Source organism: Bacteroides salyersiae WAL 10018 = DSM 18765 = JCM 12988 (assembly GCF_000381365.1).
GTDB lineage: Bacteria > Bacteroidota > Bacteroidia > Bacteroidales > Bacteroidaceae > Bacteroides > Bacteroides salyersiae.
In genome coordinates, this window is record NZ_KB905466.1 from 2,785,227 (window position 1) to 2,804,923 (window position 19,697).

The following is a 19,697-nucleotide window of genomic DNA, read 5'->3' on the forward strand; positions in this document are numbered from 1 at the left end:
TCTAATATTTAGAAGTTAGCTTTTAATGAAATACCGAATGAACGAGCAGATGGCATATTAAATACATCGAACGCTCCTAAACCATTCTGAGTAGAAAGAGCAAGGTCTGGATCAACCGGGGCATCTTTATAAAGGAAACAAAGGTTACGAGCTACAAGAGAGAGTGACAAATGTTTAGAAGCACCAAACAAATTTCTAAAGGTATATCCCAGTGATAATTCACCTAAACGGAAATTAGTAGCATTGTAAACATATTGCGTGCCATAAGTATTCCCACCTACTTGTCTATAATATTTTTCGATAGAAACCAATTGTCCATCGGACATGTACATGGCAGGTTCACCCGTAGCAGTATATAGGTTATTGGCTTCGGCTGCTAAACGTGCATCCGCAGTACGTTGAGAATTGCCTACAGCATCCAACATTCCTTCTGTCAAAGAGATTACTTTACCTCCAATACGTCCGTTGATCAAGAAATAAAGTGAAAAGTCTTTATAATTAATTGTATTACTCCATCCTAAATTAAACTTGGAGTTCATATTGCCTAAATAAACATAATTTTGCGTATCAAGTTGTGGCGCTCCATTTACTAATTTAATAGAGCCGTCTTCATTACGCTTAAAGTCTTGTGCGTACAAATCGCCATAAGAACCTCCCTCATCATACCGAACCATTACTTTGCCTCCGGCAATACTTTGTTCTAATTTGGCAGAAGTACCGTCTTCTTTAGTGTAAGTTTTTTCGATTTTATTATAATTATAGGAGAAATTCACGGAAGTACGCCACATCCAATCTTTAGCAAATGCTAAATTATAGCTAAGAGTCGTTTCGATACCTTGATTACGGATAACTCCTGCATTTACAGGCTTTTTTAATCCTCCAAGATCACTAATGGTTAAATAACTATTATGCATGGCACTGTTATAATAGGTCATATCCCAGTTTAGAGCACTCCCAAATAAAGAAATATCAAAACCGGCTTCGAAAGATTTTGTTTTTTCTGGTATTGGGTTATTGAAATAACTATAAGAAGAAGGTACGGCAGCACCTGTAAGTGGGTCTGTGTTACGAGCATTATAGAGAACGTTCGGGATAGAGTTACCCACTTCTGAATATGAAGCGCGAACTTTCAGATTGGTAATTACTTCAGGCAGGGTAACTATTTGATGTAATAGCGCATTGGCACCCACTGAAAAGTAACCATAATTAGTAGGGGTTCCACGATACGAGTACTGTTTGAAAGCGCGGTACCAGTCTCGACGATAACTACCCTCCAGATATACTTTTTCTTGCCACCCTATCTGACCAGTAAAAAGTAAACCCTTATCCCAGTTGGAAGAAAGTGTGTATGAACGTTCACTTACGTTGCCTTGTGAAACAGAAGGTTCGAAAAAGTTGATTAGTGTTGGCATAGTGTCGTGTTTCCAATTGGCTGTAGTAGCTTTGGCCCAAAGTTTTTGCGTTTCTCCTTTTAATGTATGTCCTGTCCAACCGGTAGTGGCTGAGATAGAGAAATCTTTAATTTGTTTGTCATAGCTTAGTAAAGCGTCTACATATACTTCATTTATCCAATTAAGGTCTTGTCCATACATACCATAATCTTCCATAGCTGATATATTCCATGTGGTAGCCATGCGCTCTGATGTTCCTTTCATTTTTGTACGGTCCAAACTCAAACGTCCCTGTATCTTCAAACCATCAATGATCTGATAATTGGCAGAGATATAACCATAAGCACGTTCTTCTTCACTTATAGAATTGCGAGTATTTACCATCCAATAAGGGTTGTTCATACCATTTTGCCAATATGCCCATTCCTGTTTGGGCCCGGTTAGCTCAACAGTACCAGTAGTCCATTTATTGTTTTTAGAATCGAAATAGCTTTGTTCGTTAGAAGTCCATTTACCATTTTCTATGTAGTAATTTTCCTTATAATAATTTAGATCCACATTTCTTGGCATACGATAAAGATCATAAAGTGGATTCATCACTGTTCCTCCTCCAGGACGATTCTTGGTTTTTGCCTGTACATAATTTAGTGATAAATCGACATTTAACTTTTTATTAAATAGTGAATAACTCTGACGAAAAGAGAGCGTGTTACGTTTGTAATTATTGTTGCGCATCATACCGTCAGAATATGAATTTGCGTATGAAAAATAAGTACGAACAGTCTCAGTACCTCCACTAACGGATATTGAGTTATTGAATGTGGCACCTGTACGGAAAAAGTCATTTACGTCATCATTGGAAGCTGTATTACGTAATTTAGCACCTGAATAATTAAGTTCGTCAGCCGTTAAATCTGATAATTTTTTCCCCCAGCTATCTACAGATAAAGTCTCGGCAGTAGGATCAACTGTAGCACCATATACATTTTGGATTTTGGGAGTGAGCAAAGGGCGATCAAATGTTGCACTTGAAGATACATTAATAGAAATACGACCTTCTTTGCCTTTTTTTGTGGTAATCATTAATACGCCATTGGCAGCAGCACTACCATATAATGCAGCAGCATTAGCATCTTTTAGGATATTCAAACTTTCAATATCATCAGGATTGACAAGCGATAACGGATCAGAACCTTCAGAGGTACTGGAATATGTCAGATTAGAGCCTCCATCAAAACCAGTTTGACCATTCACATTATTAGTCATTGGTACACCGTCTATTACAATCAACGGACTGTTGTTACCCAAAATAGATTTATTACCACGAAGCAAAATTTTAGAGGCACCACCAGCACCACCAGCACTTGGGGTAATGGTAACTCCGGAAGCTTTTCCGGAAAGTGCATTCACGAAATTGGCATCCTGCACTTTCATTAATTCATCTCCTTTCACTTGTTGAGTTGCATAAGTCAATGACTTCTCTTTGCGTTCTATACCCATGGCTGTAACAACTACCTCATTTAGCTGTTGTGCATCTTCTTTCATTATTATGTTAAATGAAGAAGCACCAGCTACTCGCAGTGATATTTTCTGATAACCAATGTAGCTGAATTCTAATACAGCTTCGTCATTAAGTATTTCTAAAGTGTAATTACCATCAATATCGGTAATTGTACCTGTAGTAGTACCTTGTACTAATACACTAACCCCGATAAGTGGTTCGCCATATTCATCAGACACGGTACCCTTAATTGTGCGTTGTTTTTGCTGCATGGTAGAATGTACGGTTGGGGTTTCTTTAGTAGAATAAACTACCAAATGATTATCACGTACGGAATAGGTCGTGTTAGTGTTTTTGAGCAAGTCTGTCATGACTTTAGACAACTTTTCACGGTTAGCATGTATCGTAACTTTACGGTTAGGATCCACATCTTTCGCGTTATAAACCATACTCAGTGAAGTCTGACGACTAATTTCATTCAAAACCTCGCTCAAAGGTGCATTCGCAAAATCCAAACTTATTACTATCTCGCTTTGTGCGGTAGCATTCGTTAAGAATGGAACAAAAAGGAATAGGGAAAACAACAGAATTTTAATTCTGTACTCTAAATTTTTCTTCATTTAGCATTCTTTATTACGTTAACAAATACTGATTACTTTACTACTTTAATTGTAGACGTGCATTGCATATCGCACGATATAAGTTTTTTCTATTATCTTCTTTTATTCATGTTCTTCATTATCCAATATAAAACAACATATATTAATTTTAATTCTTTTTTTGAGATTCTTTTCTTATATTACAATTCAGAGATAAAGGTTACTAAATAAATGGAGCGAAAAAATCACTTTTTGGTATTTTTTTATTTAAATATTCTGCTTTATTCGGGATTCATAGATAAGATTAGCTTATTTTTTAAATTTATTCTTTTATGGGTTTTGTTTTTATGTATCAATTTTGTACTTGATCTAAAATGTATCTTGTATTTATGTTCTAAATATATATTATAATAGATGTATATTTTGTTAGATTCTGTTTTTCTTATCTTTATATGCTGTATAGAATTCTTTTCGGTACGCTGTGTAAGGGGTACGGCATATTTTATTATGTTATTTGTGAGGGCAATATTTTATTATAGGGGATAATGCTCTATGTAGCGTCTGGGATATAGCTGGTTGTGCTTTTGTGCAAGTAAATTGTTATAGAGAGTTCTTTTTTGATAGTTTTTAGCAGGAAAGTAAGGATATCACGAAAGTTTATTCGGGCTATGTGAACTGAACCTATGTGGACGTGCATGAAATGGATTGCTTTCAGAGGGTACAGGAAGATTTACTTTATTGATATAATTTTAGAGATATTTTACATTTCTGCAATATATCTTTTTTTGAAAAGATAAGGTCGAAGGTACTCGTTTTGTTTTCCGGTCTTATCTTTTAATTTATACTGTTTTTTACCTTTAATATCTAATAAACAGATATGGCTCTATTAATAGTAGGATAAACGGTGAGCTACCATAAAAAAGAAGAGACTGTCTTAAAATGGAGTGAACCCTAAAAGTTAGATAAAAAACTTTTAGGGTTCACTCCAAAATAGAAATTGAAAGTTGAAAATCTTATAGATTGAAGCTTTAGAAGAAAAAAATTCCCTCTTTTAGTCTTGTATTGTGATGAATTAAGGCTAAAAGAGGGAGGTTTTTATATTGTGACTTACAAGTTATAAGTAAGGCTGTCTCAAAATGAGAAATGAGACAGCCTCTTTTTCTTTTATATGAATAGGTTATTCAGCTTCAATAGCAGTTGTTTCTGCTGTTTCTTTCTTCTTGCTTAGCATTGTGTAAGCAATCGGAGAAGCAATAAATAATGAAGACAATGTACCAATGATAACACCCAGAATCATTGCAAATGCAAAGCTGCGGATAGAATCACCACCGAGGATAAAGATACACAGCAATACGATCAATGTACTTAATGAGGTGTTGATTGTACGGGCCAAAGTTGTATTTAGTGAGTCGTTGAACAATTGACGTTTGTTACGTTTCGGATATAAACCAAAGAACTCGCGTACACGATCAAAGATTACCACTTTATCGTTGATGGAGTATCCGATAGCTGTTAGGATAGCACCGATAAACGTTTGGTCTATTTCCAATGAGAAAGGAACAAAACCCCATAATAATGAGTATGCACCGATGATCATGATCGTATCACTGGTAAGTGCTACTACGGAGCCAACACTGTAAGCAATATTACGGAAGCGAAGCAAAATGTATAAGCCGATAGCAATCAATGCTAAAACTACCGACCAGACGGCCGATGTCTTGATATCATCTGCAATACTTGGACCTACTTTCTGTGAACTGATGATACTGCCACCTGTGTGGTTGTCACGGTCAATGAAAGTAGCCAATGAAATGTTTTGAGTTAACAACGGCTTTAATGTTTCATATAAGTATGCTTCAATTTCAGAATCCACATTGTTACCTTCTTCTTCGATGCGGTAATTAGTACTGATACGAACGGTTTTTTTGTCTGTACCAATAGCGATAACACTTACATTTGCATCACCGAATTTACTTGCGATCAACTCACGTACTTGTTCGGGCTCGATAGCTTGTTCGAACTGTACCTTATAATTACGTCCACCTGTAAAATCGATACTTTGGCTCAAGCCACGAATAGCGAATGATGCTATACATACCAAAATAATAATACCTGTAATCATGAAGGAACGTTTGTTACCTTTCATGAAGTCGAAATGAGTATTTACCAACAGGTTTTTAGAAATTCCGGAAGTAAATGTCAAGTTCAGCAGTTTATCTTTATTCATGTAATGTTCGTAAACTAAACGAGTCATGAATACTGCTGTAAAGAACGAGCAGAGAATACCGATAATCAATGTAGTGGCAAAACCACGAATAGGACCAGTACCGAAATTAAACAGAATAATACCGGTAATAATAGATGTTAAGTTGGAGTCGAAGATTGCCGAGAAAGCATTGGAGTAACCATCAGCTAATGCTTTTTTCACTCCTTTGCCGCTACGTAATTCTTCTTTAGTACGTTCGTAGATAAGTACGTTCGCATCCACAGCCATACCGAGTGCTAATACCATACCGGCAATACCGGACATTGTCAGCGCAGCTTGGAAGGATGAAAGAATACCTAATGTGAAGAAGAAGTTGAGGATTAAAGCACCGTTGGCAATCATACCTGGGATGAAACCGTACATGGCGCACATGTAAATCATCAAAAGGATGAGTGCCACTACAAATGAGAAAATACCTGCATTGATAGATTCCTGACCCAATGACGGACCGACAATATCTTCTTGCACGATGTGTGCCGGTGCCGGCATTTTACCTGATTTCAATACGTTTGCCAAGTCTTTGGATTGTTCCGGACTGAAATTACCGGTAATGATTGAGTTACCGCCTGTGATTTCCGTACTTACGTTCGGAGCAGAATATACATAATTATCAAGTACGATTGCAATAGAGCGTCCGATATTTTGTTTGGTCAATTGTGCCCAACGGCGTGCACCGTCTGTGTTCATAGACATGCTTACAGATGGTTTACCATGTTGGTCGAAATCGTCTTTGGCATCTGTTACTACATCACCTTCCAACGGAGCTTTACCGTTGCGTTCGGTAGATTTGATAGCATACAACTCGAAAGTCTGTCCTTTTTTGTCGAAATCAGCAGGAGCAACTCCCCATTTTAGACGGAGGTCCTTAGGAAGTTCTGCTATTACTTCTCTCATCGCCAAATATTTGTTGATTTCAGCAGTGTCTTTGTAATTAGCATAACCGATAATGGGGCCTTGACCACTTGAATTTAACTGAAGAATGGCCATCAAAGGATGTTCTTTTTTGATTTGCTCCATATTTATAGAAGCTTCCTGTTGGTTACCTTTCAGTGCAGCTGCGATACTGTCGGCAGCACTGATGGCTTTTGCCGGTGTTGCTTCCGCTACTACTTCTTCTGTTGCTATTACTTCAGTAGAGTCGGTTGTTGTGCTTGCGGTTGTTGCCAGAACATCACGCAGTTTACTGTCTACAGACTGCATTACCGGCAATAATTCTTTCGCTGTATAGGTTTCCCAGAATTCCAGATTGGCAGAACCTTGGAGGAGTTTTCTCACACGTTCCGGTTCTTTGATACCCGGAAGCTCTACCATGATACGCCCCATTCTGTCTTCAAGACTTTGGATATTCGGCTGAACTACACCGAAACGGTCGATACGTGTACGGAGTACATTATAAGAGTTTTCTACGGCAGCTTTTACTTCAGAACGCAATACTTTTTCTACTTCAGCATCAGATGACTTCTGGTTAACTTTGTCTTTCAACTGTTGCGTTGCAAAAAGTTCGGAAAGTTTAGCGTCCGGTGCTATTCTGTGGTATTCTTTAATGAAAAGAGTGATAACATCGTCCTGGCTGTTGGTAGCTTGTTTGGCAGCAGTTGCCAGTGCCTGATTGAAATTTTCATCGGGCTTGTTATCAGCCAATGCTTTAATAACATCGGGTATGGATACTTCAAGGATAACGTTCATACCGCCCTTGAGGTCCAAACCTAAACTAATTTCCATTTCACGACACTGTTTCAGCGTATAATTACCCAGCCATACTTTCTCGTTTGAAAGAGAGTCGAGGTAGTCTTGTTCTACTTTAGTATCGCCGTTCGCTATCTCTTTTGCCTTATTGGTATAATGGCGGGTAACGAAGGAGAAAGAGAGGTAGAACACGCATACCAGCGTGAGTAATACCGCAAAAACTTTTACAAATCCTTTGTTTTGCATTTTACTTTTAATTTATTATGATTACTTTTTTAATTAATTCTGTCGCTATAAGGCTGCAAATATAGTTTTTTTTTCACATCCAGTGGTAATTAGCAGCTAAATATTTGAGGTTAAAACCGCATTTTGCCGTTAAACTGATATTTCTTTCAAAGAAATAAAATTTATCCCCGAAGGAAAGTAGCAATCCTCCGAGGATAAATTAGTCGGCTTCGAGTTTATTCTTTTTTAGCCTTAGATCGCTTTTTTTATTTAATTCATGCCTCTGTTTCTCAGCATTGGTTCCAATTGCGGCTCTGTTCCACGAAAGTTTTTGTAGAGTGTCATCGGGTCTTCGCTGTCTCCTTTTTCAAGCACATTGGAGCGGAATAAATTGGCTGTTGCTTTATCAAAGATGCCATGTTCTTTGAAAGCTTCAAAAGCATCATTATCCAGCACGTTTGCCCAAAGATAGCTGTAGTATCCTGCAGCATATCCACCGATGATGTGATTGAAATAGGTCGTACGGTAGCGTGGGGCTATTTCGGGGATGAGTCCTAATTTATCCATTGCTTCTTTTTCGTAAGAGATTACATCCAGATTCTTTACATCTGTCAGGTTGTGCAGATTCATGTCGAGGATGGCGGCGGCCAGTAATTCTGTTGTCATGAAGCCTTGATTGAAAGTCTTCTGTTTTAATATCTTATTGATGAGTGAATCGGGGATTACTTCTCCTGTCTGGTAATGTTTTGCATACATTTTCAACACTTCTGGTTCGGTGACCCAATGTTCGTTTATTTGTGAAGGAAGTTCTACAAAATCACGAACGACGTTGGTGCCCGAAGTACCTTTGTAATTACACTTGGTCAACAGTCCGTGAAGCCCGTGCCCGAATTCATGGAAAAGCGTTTCTACTTCGTCCATCGTTAGTAAGGATGGTGTATCGCCTATTGGTTTGGTAAAGCTGGCTACATTGCAAACCAACGGTCGGATATCTCCCTGCTGTTCACGATAATTGCTCATCCAGGCACCCCCACTTTTTCCAGGACGTGGAAAGTAATCTACATAGAAGATTCCTAAGTGGGAACCATCGGCGTCTTTTACTTCAAAAACTTCTACATCGGGATGATAAACCGGAATGTTTTGCAGTTTTGTCAATGTGATACCATACAGTTTATTGGCTACTGCAAAAGCGCCTTCGCGTACGTTTTCCAATTTGAAGTAGGGCTTGATCTCTTCTTCGTCCAGGTTGTATTTTTCTTTACGCAGCTTTTCCGTGTAGTACCACCAGTCCCAAGCTTCCAATTTTTCACCTTTACCTTCTTTATCCATCAATTTTTGCAGTTCAACAGCTTCTGCTTTGGCTTTGGGAAGTGAATGGTTCCATAAATTATTGAGGAATTCCATTACGGTGGTTGAATTTTTGGCCATTGTATTCTCCAAAACAAAGTTTGAGTAGCAGTCAAAACCTAATAAGTTTGCTTTCTCAAGGCGTAAACTGACAATTTGGGTGATTACTTTCTTGTTGTCGTTCTTGTCATCGTTATTACCACGGTGGGTGTATGCTTTGTATATCTTTTCACGGAGCGGGCGATTCTCAGAATACTGTAAGAAAGGCAGGCGGCTGGCATTGTGTAAGGTGAATAACCATTTTCCTTCTTGCCCGGCAGCTTTAGCTTCTTCCGCAGCACTTTGGCAGAACCATTCGGGCAATCCTGCAAGGTCTTCTTCTTTGTCGACAAAGAGTTGGAAGGCATTATTCTCATTTAATATATTATTACTGAATGTGATACCAAGAGTCGATAGCTCTTTGTTTATTTCACGCAGGCGTGCTTGTTTGTCAGCAGGCAGGTTTGCTCCCGAACGAACAAAATCTTTGTAGGTTTTATCCAACAGGCGTTCTTGTTCGGTGGTAAGGTGCAGGCTGTTTTTCTGCTGATATACGGCATCTACCTTTTTGAATAGTTCTTGATTGAGGGAAATGTTGTCGCTGTGTTCGGAAAGTACCGGCGCTATTTTTATGGAAAGTTCGGTTAGTGCGTCTGTTGTTTCTGCATCTGTCATATTGTAGAAAACGGCACTGACACGATCTAATATAGGAGAGCTGTTATCCAACGCTACGATTGTATTCTCAAACGTGGGCGTTTCGCTATTTTCAATGATTGCTTTAATGTTCCGGTTTTGCTCTTCTATCCCTTTCAGGAAAGCAGGTTCGTAATGTTCCAGCTTGATTTTATCAAAAGCCGGAACACCATACTCGGTTTGAAATTTGTTTAAAAACGGATTACTTTCTGTTTTCGTAGTGCAGGAGTACATCATACAACTTGCTGCTAAAATAATTATTGTTCTTTTTAATTTCATAAGTATTATAATTGGGTTATGATTATCATTTGTAGTGAATTACCGCTTGGCAACATAGCACCATATGGGGTAGTGGTCGGAGTCTTTAATAGAACGGTCTACCGTGCAGTTATAAGCTCTCAGGCTTTTACTGATTAGGATGTTGTCTATTCGAAAATAAAACTTATTCTGATTATAAGAAATTCCCAATCCCTGTCCTGATTCGGTGAAGGCATCATCTAACTTTTCGGCTATAACCCGGTGGGTATAGGAGATCGCAGTATCGTTAAAGTCCCCACATACAATAATATACGGATGCCGGGAAGCTGCAATTTCGGCTGCAATAACATCTGCTTGTTTGGCGCGGATGGCGGAAGCCTCTGCTAATTTACCGACCAAATGTTGAGTGCCACTTTTCACTTTATGGGCATTGGGATCTTTCAGCATTTCTTCATATACCGCTTTATCCGCTTTTGTTAACTTGTTAGATTCCAAATGGTTGTTGATAAGGGTAATTGTATCTTCATTGATTTTTAATTCATAAATGGCCGAGCCGTTGTAGCTACTGTCATATTGTAGTTTTCGTGCCGAAAGGATCGGAAATCGGGAGTAAACAGCTATCCGGTTATTGCCGTTCTCTTGACCTACACGTTGAATATGCCGATAAGGATATGCTTTCATACCCTCTTCTACTTCTTTGGCATTAAGATGTATTTTGGCAGTCGGAGAGATGTTGTGTTCCTGTAAGCAGATGATGTCGGCATCGCTCTTACGGAGATATTCGAGTACCGGATTTTTGCCGTTTTCCTTTTCCATGTTGCCAAAGGACATAATATTGTAGGATAGTATTTTAATGCTTCCCTCCGGAATATTTGCTGTATGAAGATTGATAGGAAGATAGGCCCGGATTTGCGGATAGCAGAAAGCAAAGCCAAGTATAGACAGAAGAGCGAACTTATAGCGTACGATTAACCAGAAAATAAGAAAACAAAAATTGATGGAGAGGAAAATAGGAAAAGTAAGTCCCATGCATGCTTCGACCGGGTGTATTACGGGAGAAATGTGTGGGCTATAGGCGGTCAGCAAGAGAACTCCGACAAAGAATGCATTGACTGCCAAGATCAGATAAGCGAAGACTTTTCCGATGTGTTTCATATCTTATTTTTTACTTGCATCGAAGAGGCTTTTCTTTTCTTCGGTAGTGAGGCTCTCGTATCCTGACTTTTTCAGCTTATCGAGAATGCGGTCCACCTCATCCGATTGCGCTTTTTTCCGGGCATTATAATCATAGTCTTGTTCGCGGCTGTAATTGCCATAATGCACTTTCATTTTGGGTTTACGCTTCCAGTTTTTTTTATAGAAAAGAGAACTCACTCCGTCTAATATTCTGTTTATCCAAACAGTGATATCTGTGCCTTTACTCAGACTGGCGGCAAACCAGAGACCTGCCAATGCACCACCTAAGTGGGCGATGTGTCCTCCGGCATTACCGGAAGTGATGAACAACAGATCTGTCAGGACCACTATTAAGGCCAAATATTTTAGGCGTATAGTACCAAAAAGAAAAAGGCGTACGGGATAGTTGGGCTCTCGATAGGCGGTTGCCACCACGATGGCAAGTACGGATGCGGATGCACCTACCATTGTCGATACTTCCACCATGGGACGGAAATAAGGAAACAAATTATAGGAAATCATGTACAATAATCCTCCGCATATACCTCCCAAAATATATAAACCGCGTAAATGCTTGCCGGAAAAGAAGTAAAGGAATAATTGACCAAACCAATATAGCCAAAGCATATTAAACAGAATATGCATAAAACCGGCATGCATGAACATATAAGTGAACAGTGACCACGGTTGCAGGATAAACCGGGTAAAGGAGGCCGGAAGTGCCAACAGTTCGAATATTCCGGCAGCGCTTCTATTGAATAGTTGCAATAGAATGTTTATCAATGCAGTTGCTACAAAAATCCCTACATTGATGTATATGAGTTGTATAAAGACATTTCCTCTGCGAAAAGCTTCTTTAAGATCAGTTATAATATGTCCCATGATCATTGTTTTTTTTCTTCCAATACATAATCAGAATAAAACCGAATATCATTCCTCCTAAATGGGCAAAATGAGCTACATTATCATTAGGATTATTGGCAAATCCGGAATATAGTTCGATTAAGGCATATCCGATGACAAAATATTTGGCCTTGATAGGAAATGGAAGCGGGAAAATGAACAATTGTTGATTAGGAAATAACATTCCGAAACCTAACAGGATCGCATATACGGCTCCTGAGGCTCCTACGGTATTCATCATATTCAGGTATTCGCTCATCGGTATTGTCCCGCTAAAAGTCTGGACCATGGAATATCCTGATAAGACAGTCTGGTATTCAACGAATTGTACGATCTCCTGGATAATTCCTGCACCGATACCACAAAGAATATAGTAGAATAAAAAACGTTTCGGCCCCCACACTTGTTCGAGAATGCGTCCGAACATCCACACGGCGAACATATTGAAGAAAAGGTGAGTGAATCCTCCGTGCATGAACATATAGGTTATCAACTGGGCGGGATTAAAGTCTTCGGCCATAAAAAAATGCAAACCTAAATAGTTTGCGAGATCTATACCATAACTTTGTGCAACGATTGTTCCTAAATAAAACAGTACATTGATAATTATCAGGTTTTTAGTAACTGTAGGCATCATATATTTGAATCTCTTTTATGCTAATTTACGAGTAATGGTTGCAAAAATACGAATAAATTCTGTTTTAAAGCAGAAAAATGAATCCCTATTAGCTCTTTTTCAGCAAATTGATGCGTTTTTTTGATGTTTTTATTTGATATATTGTTTTGTTAGTCTATATTTGTGAGGATTTTACGTCGTCTATCTTTTTGTGTAACACATATATTAATTAATCATTTACGAATTATGAATAAGGCTGATCTTATTAATGCTATCGCAGCTGAGTCTGGTTTGAGCAAAGCTGACTCAAAAAAAGCACTTGATGCTTTTGTGTCTTCAGTTACTGGCGCTTTAAAAGGTGGTGACAAGGTTTCTTTGGTTGGTTTCGGAACTTTCTCTGTTTCTGAGAGAGCTGAAAGAACCGGTATTAACCCTTCTACAAAACAAGCTATCACTATTCCGGCAAAGAAGGTTGCTAAGTTTAAAGCAGGTGCAGAACTCTCTGAGGCTGTTGAATAAACTATATAGTTGAAAGATTTTAAAAAAAGGGGGCGTGCTAACGCCTCCTTTTTTGTATCTTTGCGCGCAGAAAATAATTGTAAGCTATGAATATAGAGAATAAACTTGTAATGTCCGTAATAAGCGGACTGAAAGCTCTTTATGGTCAGGATGTTCCTGCCGTACAGGTGCAATTGCAGAAAACGAAAAAGGAATTTGAAGGACATCTTACCTTGGTTGTGTTCCCTTTCCTGCGTATGTCGAAGAAAGGACCGGAACAAACTGCACAGGAGATCGGTGAGTACTTACAAGCTAATGAGCCGGCAATAGCTGCTTTTAATGTGATAAAAGGCTTTTTGAATTTGACAATAGCTTCTTCTGCGTGGATTGAATTGCTGAATATGATTCATGCTGACGAACGGTATGGTATAATGGCTGCCGATGCTGATTCTCCACTGGTGATGATTGAATATTCTTCACCTAATACGAATAAACCCCTACATCTGGGGCATGTACGCAATAATCTGCTTGGAAATGCATTAGCCAATATTATTATGGCGAATGGCAATAAGGTCGTAAAAACCAATATTGTAAACGATCGGGGTATCCATATCTGTAAGTCTATGTTGGCCTGGAAACTTTATGGTAATGGTGAGACTCCCGAATCATCCGGTAAAAAGGGAGATCACTTGGTTGGGGATTATTATGTCTCTTTCGATAAGCATTATAAAGCGGAAATAGCTTCGCTGATGGAGAAGGGCATGACGAAGGAAGAGGCGGAGGCAGCTTCTCCACTGATGAATGAAGCCCGTGAAATGTTGGTGAAATGGGAGGCGGGAGATCCTGAAGTACGTGCTTTGTGGGCTATGATGAATAATTGGGTGTATGCCGGATTTGACGAGACTTACCGTAAGATGGGAGTTGGTTTCGATAAGATATATTATGAGTCGGATACTTATCTCGAGGGAAAGGAAAAGGTAATGGAAGGATTGGAAAAAGGTTTCTTCTATAAGAAAGAAGACGGTTCGGTATGGGCTGATCTTACGGGAGAAGGGCTCGATCATAAGTTGCTGCTACGTGCTGACGGTACTTCTGTGTATATGACTCAAGACATCGGGACAGCCAAATTGCGTTTTGCCGACTATCCCATCGATAAGATGATTTATGTGGTGGGTAATGAGCAGAATTATCACTTTCAAGTGCTCTCTATCCTGCTTGATAAGTTAGGATTCGAATGGGGTAAAAGCTTGGTTCATTTCTCATATGGTATGGTCGAACTTCCGGAAGGTAAGATGAAATCACGGGAAGGAACAGTGGTGGATGCCGACGATCTGATGGAAGAGATGATTGCAACTGCTAAAGAAACCTCTCAGGAGCTTGGTAAACTGGATGGATTGACACAGGAAGAGGCAGATGATATTGCCCGCATTGTCGGTTTAGGTGCATTGAAATATTTTATCCTTAAAGTGGATGCCCGCAAGAACATGACATTCAATCCGAAAGAGTCCATCGATTTTAATGGAAATACCGGGCCGTTTATCCAATATACCTATGCACGTATACAATCTGTACTTCGTAAGGCGGCAGAGAACGGTATCGTTATTCCTGAGCAACTTCCTTTAGGAGTTGAATTGAGTGAAAAAGAAGAAGGATTAATCCAGATGGTAGCTGATTTTGCAGCAATTGTTAAACAGGCCGGGACAGATTACAGTCCGTCTGTTATTGCCAATTATACTTATGACTTGGTGAAGGAGTATAATCAATTCTACCATGATTTTAGCATCCTGCGCGAAGAGAATGAAACGGTGAAGATATTCCGTATCGCATTATCTGCCAATGTGGCTAAGGTAGTACGTTTGGGAATGGGCTTATTGGGCATTGAAGTGCCGGCCAGGATGTAAGAGTTGATGTGAGCTAATATAGAACATACGGGAATTCTTCAAGTAAGATTGACTTGCTGAAGAGTTCCCGTATATTGTTTTTATTCCAGTTAGTGTTTTAAGTGAAGTTAGAAAGACTTTTTTGACAGGGATGAATGATGTTTCTGATTATTCTTTCTTGTGTAAGTACCAGTCAGTGTTTTCATTACCATTACTTTTTACCCAATTTGTGAAATTCGGATAAATCTCGTCAATTCGTATGCCTTCATTTGAGCAGTCGAAGTCTTTGATGTTAGGCAAATGTATGGCATAAGGCATGTTGTCTTTAGAGATATAATACATTTGTTGGCTCTCATCGGTCAGATCATTTCCTTTTCCAAAATGGCTGCTGTCTGCCCGTTTAGTGGGTACATAATTGGGAAGATGCAGTTCTTTACCTCTTTCATTCAAGGCATTGATAATGATAAACGGATTATAAGGGGGGAGCATGGCTGCTGATTCGATCTGTGGAGTTCCGAAAGTTGTAGTGACGGTAAACTTACCTTTTTGTTTTACAGCTTGCTTCATGTTGTCTGCAACAATAATAATGGCATTGTCATTATCTGCTCTTTCCTCCAAACCTTTATTGTCAAACTGGAACAGGGGGCTTGCTGTGAATGTATAGTTCTCATAAGCAATATTTACGGCAGTTACTTTATCGGGAGTAACTGATAGGCGGTATCCGAATCCGTTAAAATTATTGTATCCGGCGCCATCCCAATAGGGAGTGAATTCGTCTATAGTAGAGGTAATCCGGTTTTGCATATTCTTATATACTCTTGATTGATAGTATACCACTACGTCGTTCAAGTCATAGTCTCCTTGATCTGGCCATAGATCTTCAAAAGCGAGCAATCCGAAATAGGTTGTATAGTTATCCTCTTCGGAAGGACCCGGATCTTCTGGCTTTTCCAATTCAGCCATGTTGCTCCCATCAATAGCTCCTTCCACATCTGCATGACAATACATAATAACGTCGGTATAGTTTGGTCGCTGGCTTTCCAATGGTCTGTCTTCTATCCCTATGGTAACCGAGCTGTTGGCCTTATCAAAAATAGCGATTGTGTGCTGATTGTTTTCATCGCCGTTTTTGGTATTGAGTGCATTGACGGAGTAATAGTTATGATTTCCACTGGAGTGGCCGATATTTCCTTTGATAAAAGCACTCGAAGAGACTCCCCAACCAATAGTAACTCCTGCTGGAAATTTATCTTCGAATTGATTGGTTTCCTTATTCCAATAATGTAGTTGTATCGTACTTCCACAAGAGATACCTGCCGATACAGGGAAAGCAATAATTTTTTGTATGTCGTTGACAGAACTTGGTAGCTGTCCGGTGGGGTAGGTATAATAGAGAATCGTATTACTTACTGAAGGTGCATATTTTCCTATCATAGCCAAGTTCACCTTTGTTTCCTTCATAATGGGAATGCCTGTTTCTACTCCCGGTGTGAAATATTGTGGAAAATAACTTTGCATTTCTTCTTTGTATGGAGATGTAGTAGCTTTGGTAATGTTGTATAGTTCGTTTTCCGGGAAGATGAAACGCTCCGATAGTAAATAGCTGGGGTAACCGGATTCGTTCCAATTTCCTAATACCAGCATATCGGAAGGATAGGTGTATGTCATGGCTCTGGTATTTCCGCTTCTGTTTTTGGGGGCTTCTATGCCAGCAGAAATCCTGCTTGCAGTAACCTCTGTCTCTATGAAAGGTACACCTACATACGGTGAGTAGATATAGGCTTTCTTGATATAGGCTGGCAGGGTCGTTTCTCCTTTCAGTATGCCTTTGGCATCTGTTATACCGCGATAGATCGGCTCAATATCTTTCTTTGTACTGATCCCATCGTTTTCTTCAAAAGGGTTTTCGCTGTAAATTTCTATCGATACAGTATAGTCCTGCAAGCCTAAGTCTATGTCTATCGGACAATTAAGCGTAGTTTGAAAATCGAAATAATCGCCTTTTACAGGCTTCTCGGGAGCTTGTGATAAATCTACATCTTTTACGCAAGATGATAAACCGAACAGTAATATACTACTGGCGCAGAGGAGTCGGGTCGTAATTTTTTTCATATATATGTTATTTGATTTGTTTGCTGCTGCAAAGATAATAAGAAATAGATATAAAACACTGAAAATGAGTAAAAAATAAGAGACATTCTACAAAATGAGAATGTCTCTTAGAAAAAATCTTATTATGTTATTTCTTTTTTGCTGTCCGTCCCTTTTTAGGAGTGGACGTTGCTTTTTCGCTTTGCAGCTTGATAATCTCCAAACAAGTTTTCAGATTCAAATCTGCGGGAACCACATCTTTAGGGATTTTATAGTTACTTCCTTTATAAGAGATATATGGTCCGTATCTTCCGTTCAGTATTTCCAGTTCCGGTTCTTCGGCGAATTGCTTGATGTGGCGTTTGGCCTCTGTGGCTCTCTTCTCTGTGATAAGTTCGATGGCTTCTTCAAGCGTAATGGCCATTGGATCGAGTGTCTTAGGCAGAGATATGTATTTACCGTCATGGCGTACGTACGGTCCAAAGCGTCCTGTACCTATGCTTACTTCTTTATCCTCGTATTCGCCAACGACACGCGGAAGTTTAAACAAGTCCAATGCTTCCTGAAGAGTGATCGTTTCCATTGACAGGCCCTTCTCCAAACGTGCAAAACGGGGCTTTTCTTCCGAATCCGTACTGCCGACTTGTACGACAGGTCCAAAGCGTCCGATTTTGACTGATACTACCTTCCCGGTTCCCGGTTCTTCACCCAGAATACGTTCACCTACTTTATGTTCTGTTTTAGTAGCTAATGTCGACTCTACCGAAGGATGGAATCCTTTATAGAAGTGTTTCATGATTGCTGTCCATTGCTTCTCTCCGTCTGCTACCTCGTCAAACTCTTTTTCGATATTAGCCGTAAAGTTGTAGTCCAGAATATTTGAGAAATATTCGTTCAGGAAGTCATTCACTACCGTTCCGATATCGGTAGGCAGTAATTTTGATTTTTCTGCTCCTACTATTTCGGTATGTATGGCATCACTTATATTTTGGCCTTTTAGTGTCAGTATATTGAAAGAGCGTTCCTCACCTGCTTTGTCTCCTTTCTCTACATACTCGCGTTGTTGGATAGTAGAGATAGTAGGAGCATATGTGGAAGGACGGCCGATACCTAATTCTTCAAGTTTGCGTACGAGACTGGCTTCTGTGTAACGCGGCGGACGTTGGGTGAAACGTTCGGTAGCGACAATATCATTGTGCTCGAGCACCTGTCCTTTTTTCAATGGAGGAAGCAGATGGCTTTCATCTTCCTGTTCGTTTTCGTCGTCATACGATTCTTTATATACGCGAAGGAAACCGTCGAAAGTAATAACTTCTCCGGTTGCTGTAAACACATCATCATTGGTACTGATACCGATGGTTGCAGTTGTCTTTTCCAGTTCGGCTTCTGCCATTTGTGAAGCGATGGTACGTTTCCAGATCAGGTCGTACAATCTTTTTTCCTGTGAGGGTGCTTCTACGGTGGAGTTTTCCATATAGGTAGGACGGATGGCCTCATGCGCTTCTTGTGCACCTTTGGTTTTGGTGGTAAAGTGGCGCGGATGCACGTATTGTTCTCCCATCATGTTGATGATAGCCTGTTTGCTACCTTCAGTTGCATATTCCGACAAGTTGACCGAATCGGTACGCATATAAGTGATTAATCCGGCTTCGTATAATTTTTGTGCCAACATCATGGTTTGTGCCACTGTATACCCCAATTTGCGGGCCGCTTCCTGTTGCAGAGTCGAGGTTGTGAATGGTGCGGCCGGGCTTTTCTTTATCGGGCGTTTGGTAATATCTTCGATTGTGAATATAGCATCTTTGCAACTTTCCAAAAATGCTTTGGCTTCTTCTTTTGTCTTAAGGCGATGAGCCAGTTCCGCTTTCATTTCTGTCAGTTTACCGTCAGTGTCCGGTACGAGGAATATGGCGATAACGCGATAAGACGCTTCGCTCTTGAATGCCTGTATTTCCCGTTCCCGCTCTACAATTAGCCGTACGGCTACTGATTGAACACGTCCGGCGGAAAGAGCCGGTTTGACTTTCTTCCACAATACTGGAGAAAGTTCGAAACCAACGATACGGTCGAGGATGCGTCGTGCCTGTTGTGCATTGACCAAGTTGATATCGATTTCGCGTGGATTCTCGATGGCTTTTAATATGGCATTCTTGGTGATTTCATGAAAGACGATTCTCCGGGTCTGTTCCGGTTTTAGTTTCAATACCTCATAAAGATGCCAGGCGATGGCTTCTCCTTCGCGGTCCTCATCGGATGCTAACCATACAACGTCTGCTTTCTGGGCTTCTGCCTGTAGTTTTGTTACCAACTCTTTCTTGTCTGCCGGTATTTCATAATTGGGCTTGAAGTTTTTATCGATATCGATACTGAACTCTTTCTTCTTCAAGTCTCTGATATGACCATAGCTGGAGAGTACTTTGAAATCTTTCCCCAGAAATTTTTCAATGGTTTTTGCTTTTGCTGGAGACTCGACAATAACAAGGTTTTTCTGCATAACTTTTACTTTAATTAAGAATGCCGAGAGTGGT

General features: G+C 39.7%; 10 protein-coding genes. 2 read left to right on the forward strand and 8 right to left on the reverse strand.

Translation table 11 applies throughout. The features are described from left to right. Positions 1–8 precede the first annotated feature (8 nt). The 6 genes from HMPREF1532_RS10155 to HMPREF1532_RS10180 all read right to left on the reverse strand — a co-directional run bounded on the left by HMPREF1532_RS10155 (position 9) and on the right by HMPREF1532_RS10180 (position 12,718). On the reverse strand, positions 9–3,512 hold the full coding sequence (locus HMPREF1532_RS10155; protein WP_005928593.1) for a SusC/RagA family TonB-linked outer membrane protein: 3,504 nt from the start codon (positions 3,510–3,512) through the stop codon (positions 9–11). A gap of 1,156 nt (positions 3,513–4,668) precedes the next feature. Further along, positions 4,669–7,689 carry a protein translocase subunit SecDF gene (secDF, locus tag HMPREF1532_RS10160; protein ID WP_005928599.1) on the reverse strand — a complete coding sequence of 1,007 codons (3,021 nt, stop codon included), beginning with the start codon at positions 7,687–7,689 and terminating at the stop codon, positions 4,669–4,671. Positions 7,690–7,938: 249 nt separating this feature from the next. Next, a complete protein-coding gene (locus HMPREF1532_RS10165; RefSeq protein WP_005928602.1) occupies positions 7,939–10,026 on the reverse strand; it encodes a M3 family metallopeptidase in 2,088 nt (695 codons plus the stop codon). A 39-nt stretch (positions 10,027–10,065) separates the two neighbouring features. Continuing rightward, positions 10,066–11,160: an endonuclease/exonuclease/phosphatase family protein gene (locus HMPREF1532_RS10170; RefSeq protein ID WP_005928605.1), complete on the reverse strand. Its 1,095-nt coding sequence runs from the start codon at positions 11,158–11,160 to the stop codon at positions 10,066–10,068. A gap of 3 nt (positions 11,161–11,163) precedes the next feature. Further along, the gene (locus tag HMPREF1532_RS10175) at positions 11,164–12,063 is read right to left on the reverse strand and encodes a rhomboid family protein (RefSeq protein WP_005928608.1); all 900 of its coding nucleotides are present in this window, start codon (positions 12,061–12,063) and stop codon (positions 11,164–11,166) included. Continuing rightward, a complete protein-coding gene (locus HMPREF1532_RS10180; protein WP_025819228.1) occupies positions 12,044–12,718 on the reverse strand; it encodes a rhomboid family intramembrane serine protease in 675 nt (224 codons plus the stop codon). The genes HMPREF1532_RS10175 and HMPREF1532_RS10180 overlap by 20 nt, the downstream gene beginning before the upstream one ends. 228 nt (positions 12,719–12,946) lie before the next feature. Here HMPREF1532_RS10180 and HMPREF1532_RS10185 point away from each other — a divergent pair, with 228 nt between their 5' ends. Both HMPREF1532_RS10185 and argS read left to right on the forward strand, forming a co-directional pair. Further along, positions 12,947–13,219 carry an HU family DNA-binding protein gene (locus HMPREF1532_RS10185; RefSeq protein ID WP_005928615.1) on the forward strand — a complete coding sequence of 91 codons (273 nt, stop codon included), beginning with the start codon at positions 12,947–12,949 and terminating at the stop codon, positions 13,217–13,219. Between the two features lie 86 nt (positions 13,220–13,305). Further along, complete coding sequence (argS, locus tag HMPREF1532_RS10190) at positions 13,306–15,099, forward strand: arginine--tRNA ligase (protein ID WP_005928618.1); 1,794 nt, start codon at positions 13,306–13,308, stop codon at positions 15,097–15,099. 147 nt (positions 15,100–15,246) lie between these two features. Here argS and HMPREF1532_RS10195 read toward each other — a convergent pair whose 3' ends face one another. Together HMPREF1532_RS10195 and topA are read right to left on the reverse strand one after the other, a co-directional pair. Next, positions 15,247–17,190 (reverse strand): LruC domain-containing protein, encoded by a 1,944-nt coding sequence (locus HMPREF1532_RS10195; protein WP_005928621.1) that lies wholly within the window; start codon positions 17,188–17,190, stop codon positions 15,247–15,249. 127 nt (positions 17,191–17,317) lie between these two features. Beyond that, positions 17,318–19,663 (reverse strand): type I DNA topoisomerase, encoded by a 2,346-nt coding sequence (gene topA / locus HMPREF1532_RS10200; protein WP_025819229.1) that lies wholly within the window; start codon positions 19,661–19,663, stop codon positions 17,318–17,320. Positions 19,664–19,697: the final 34 nt, after the last annotated feature.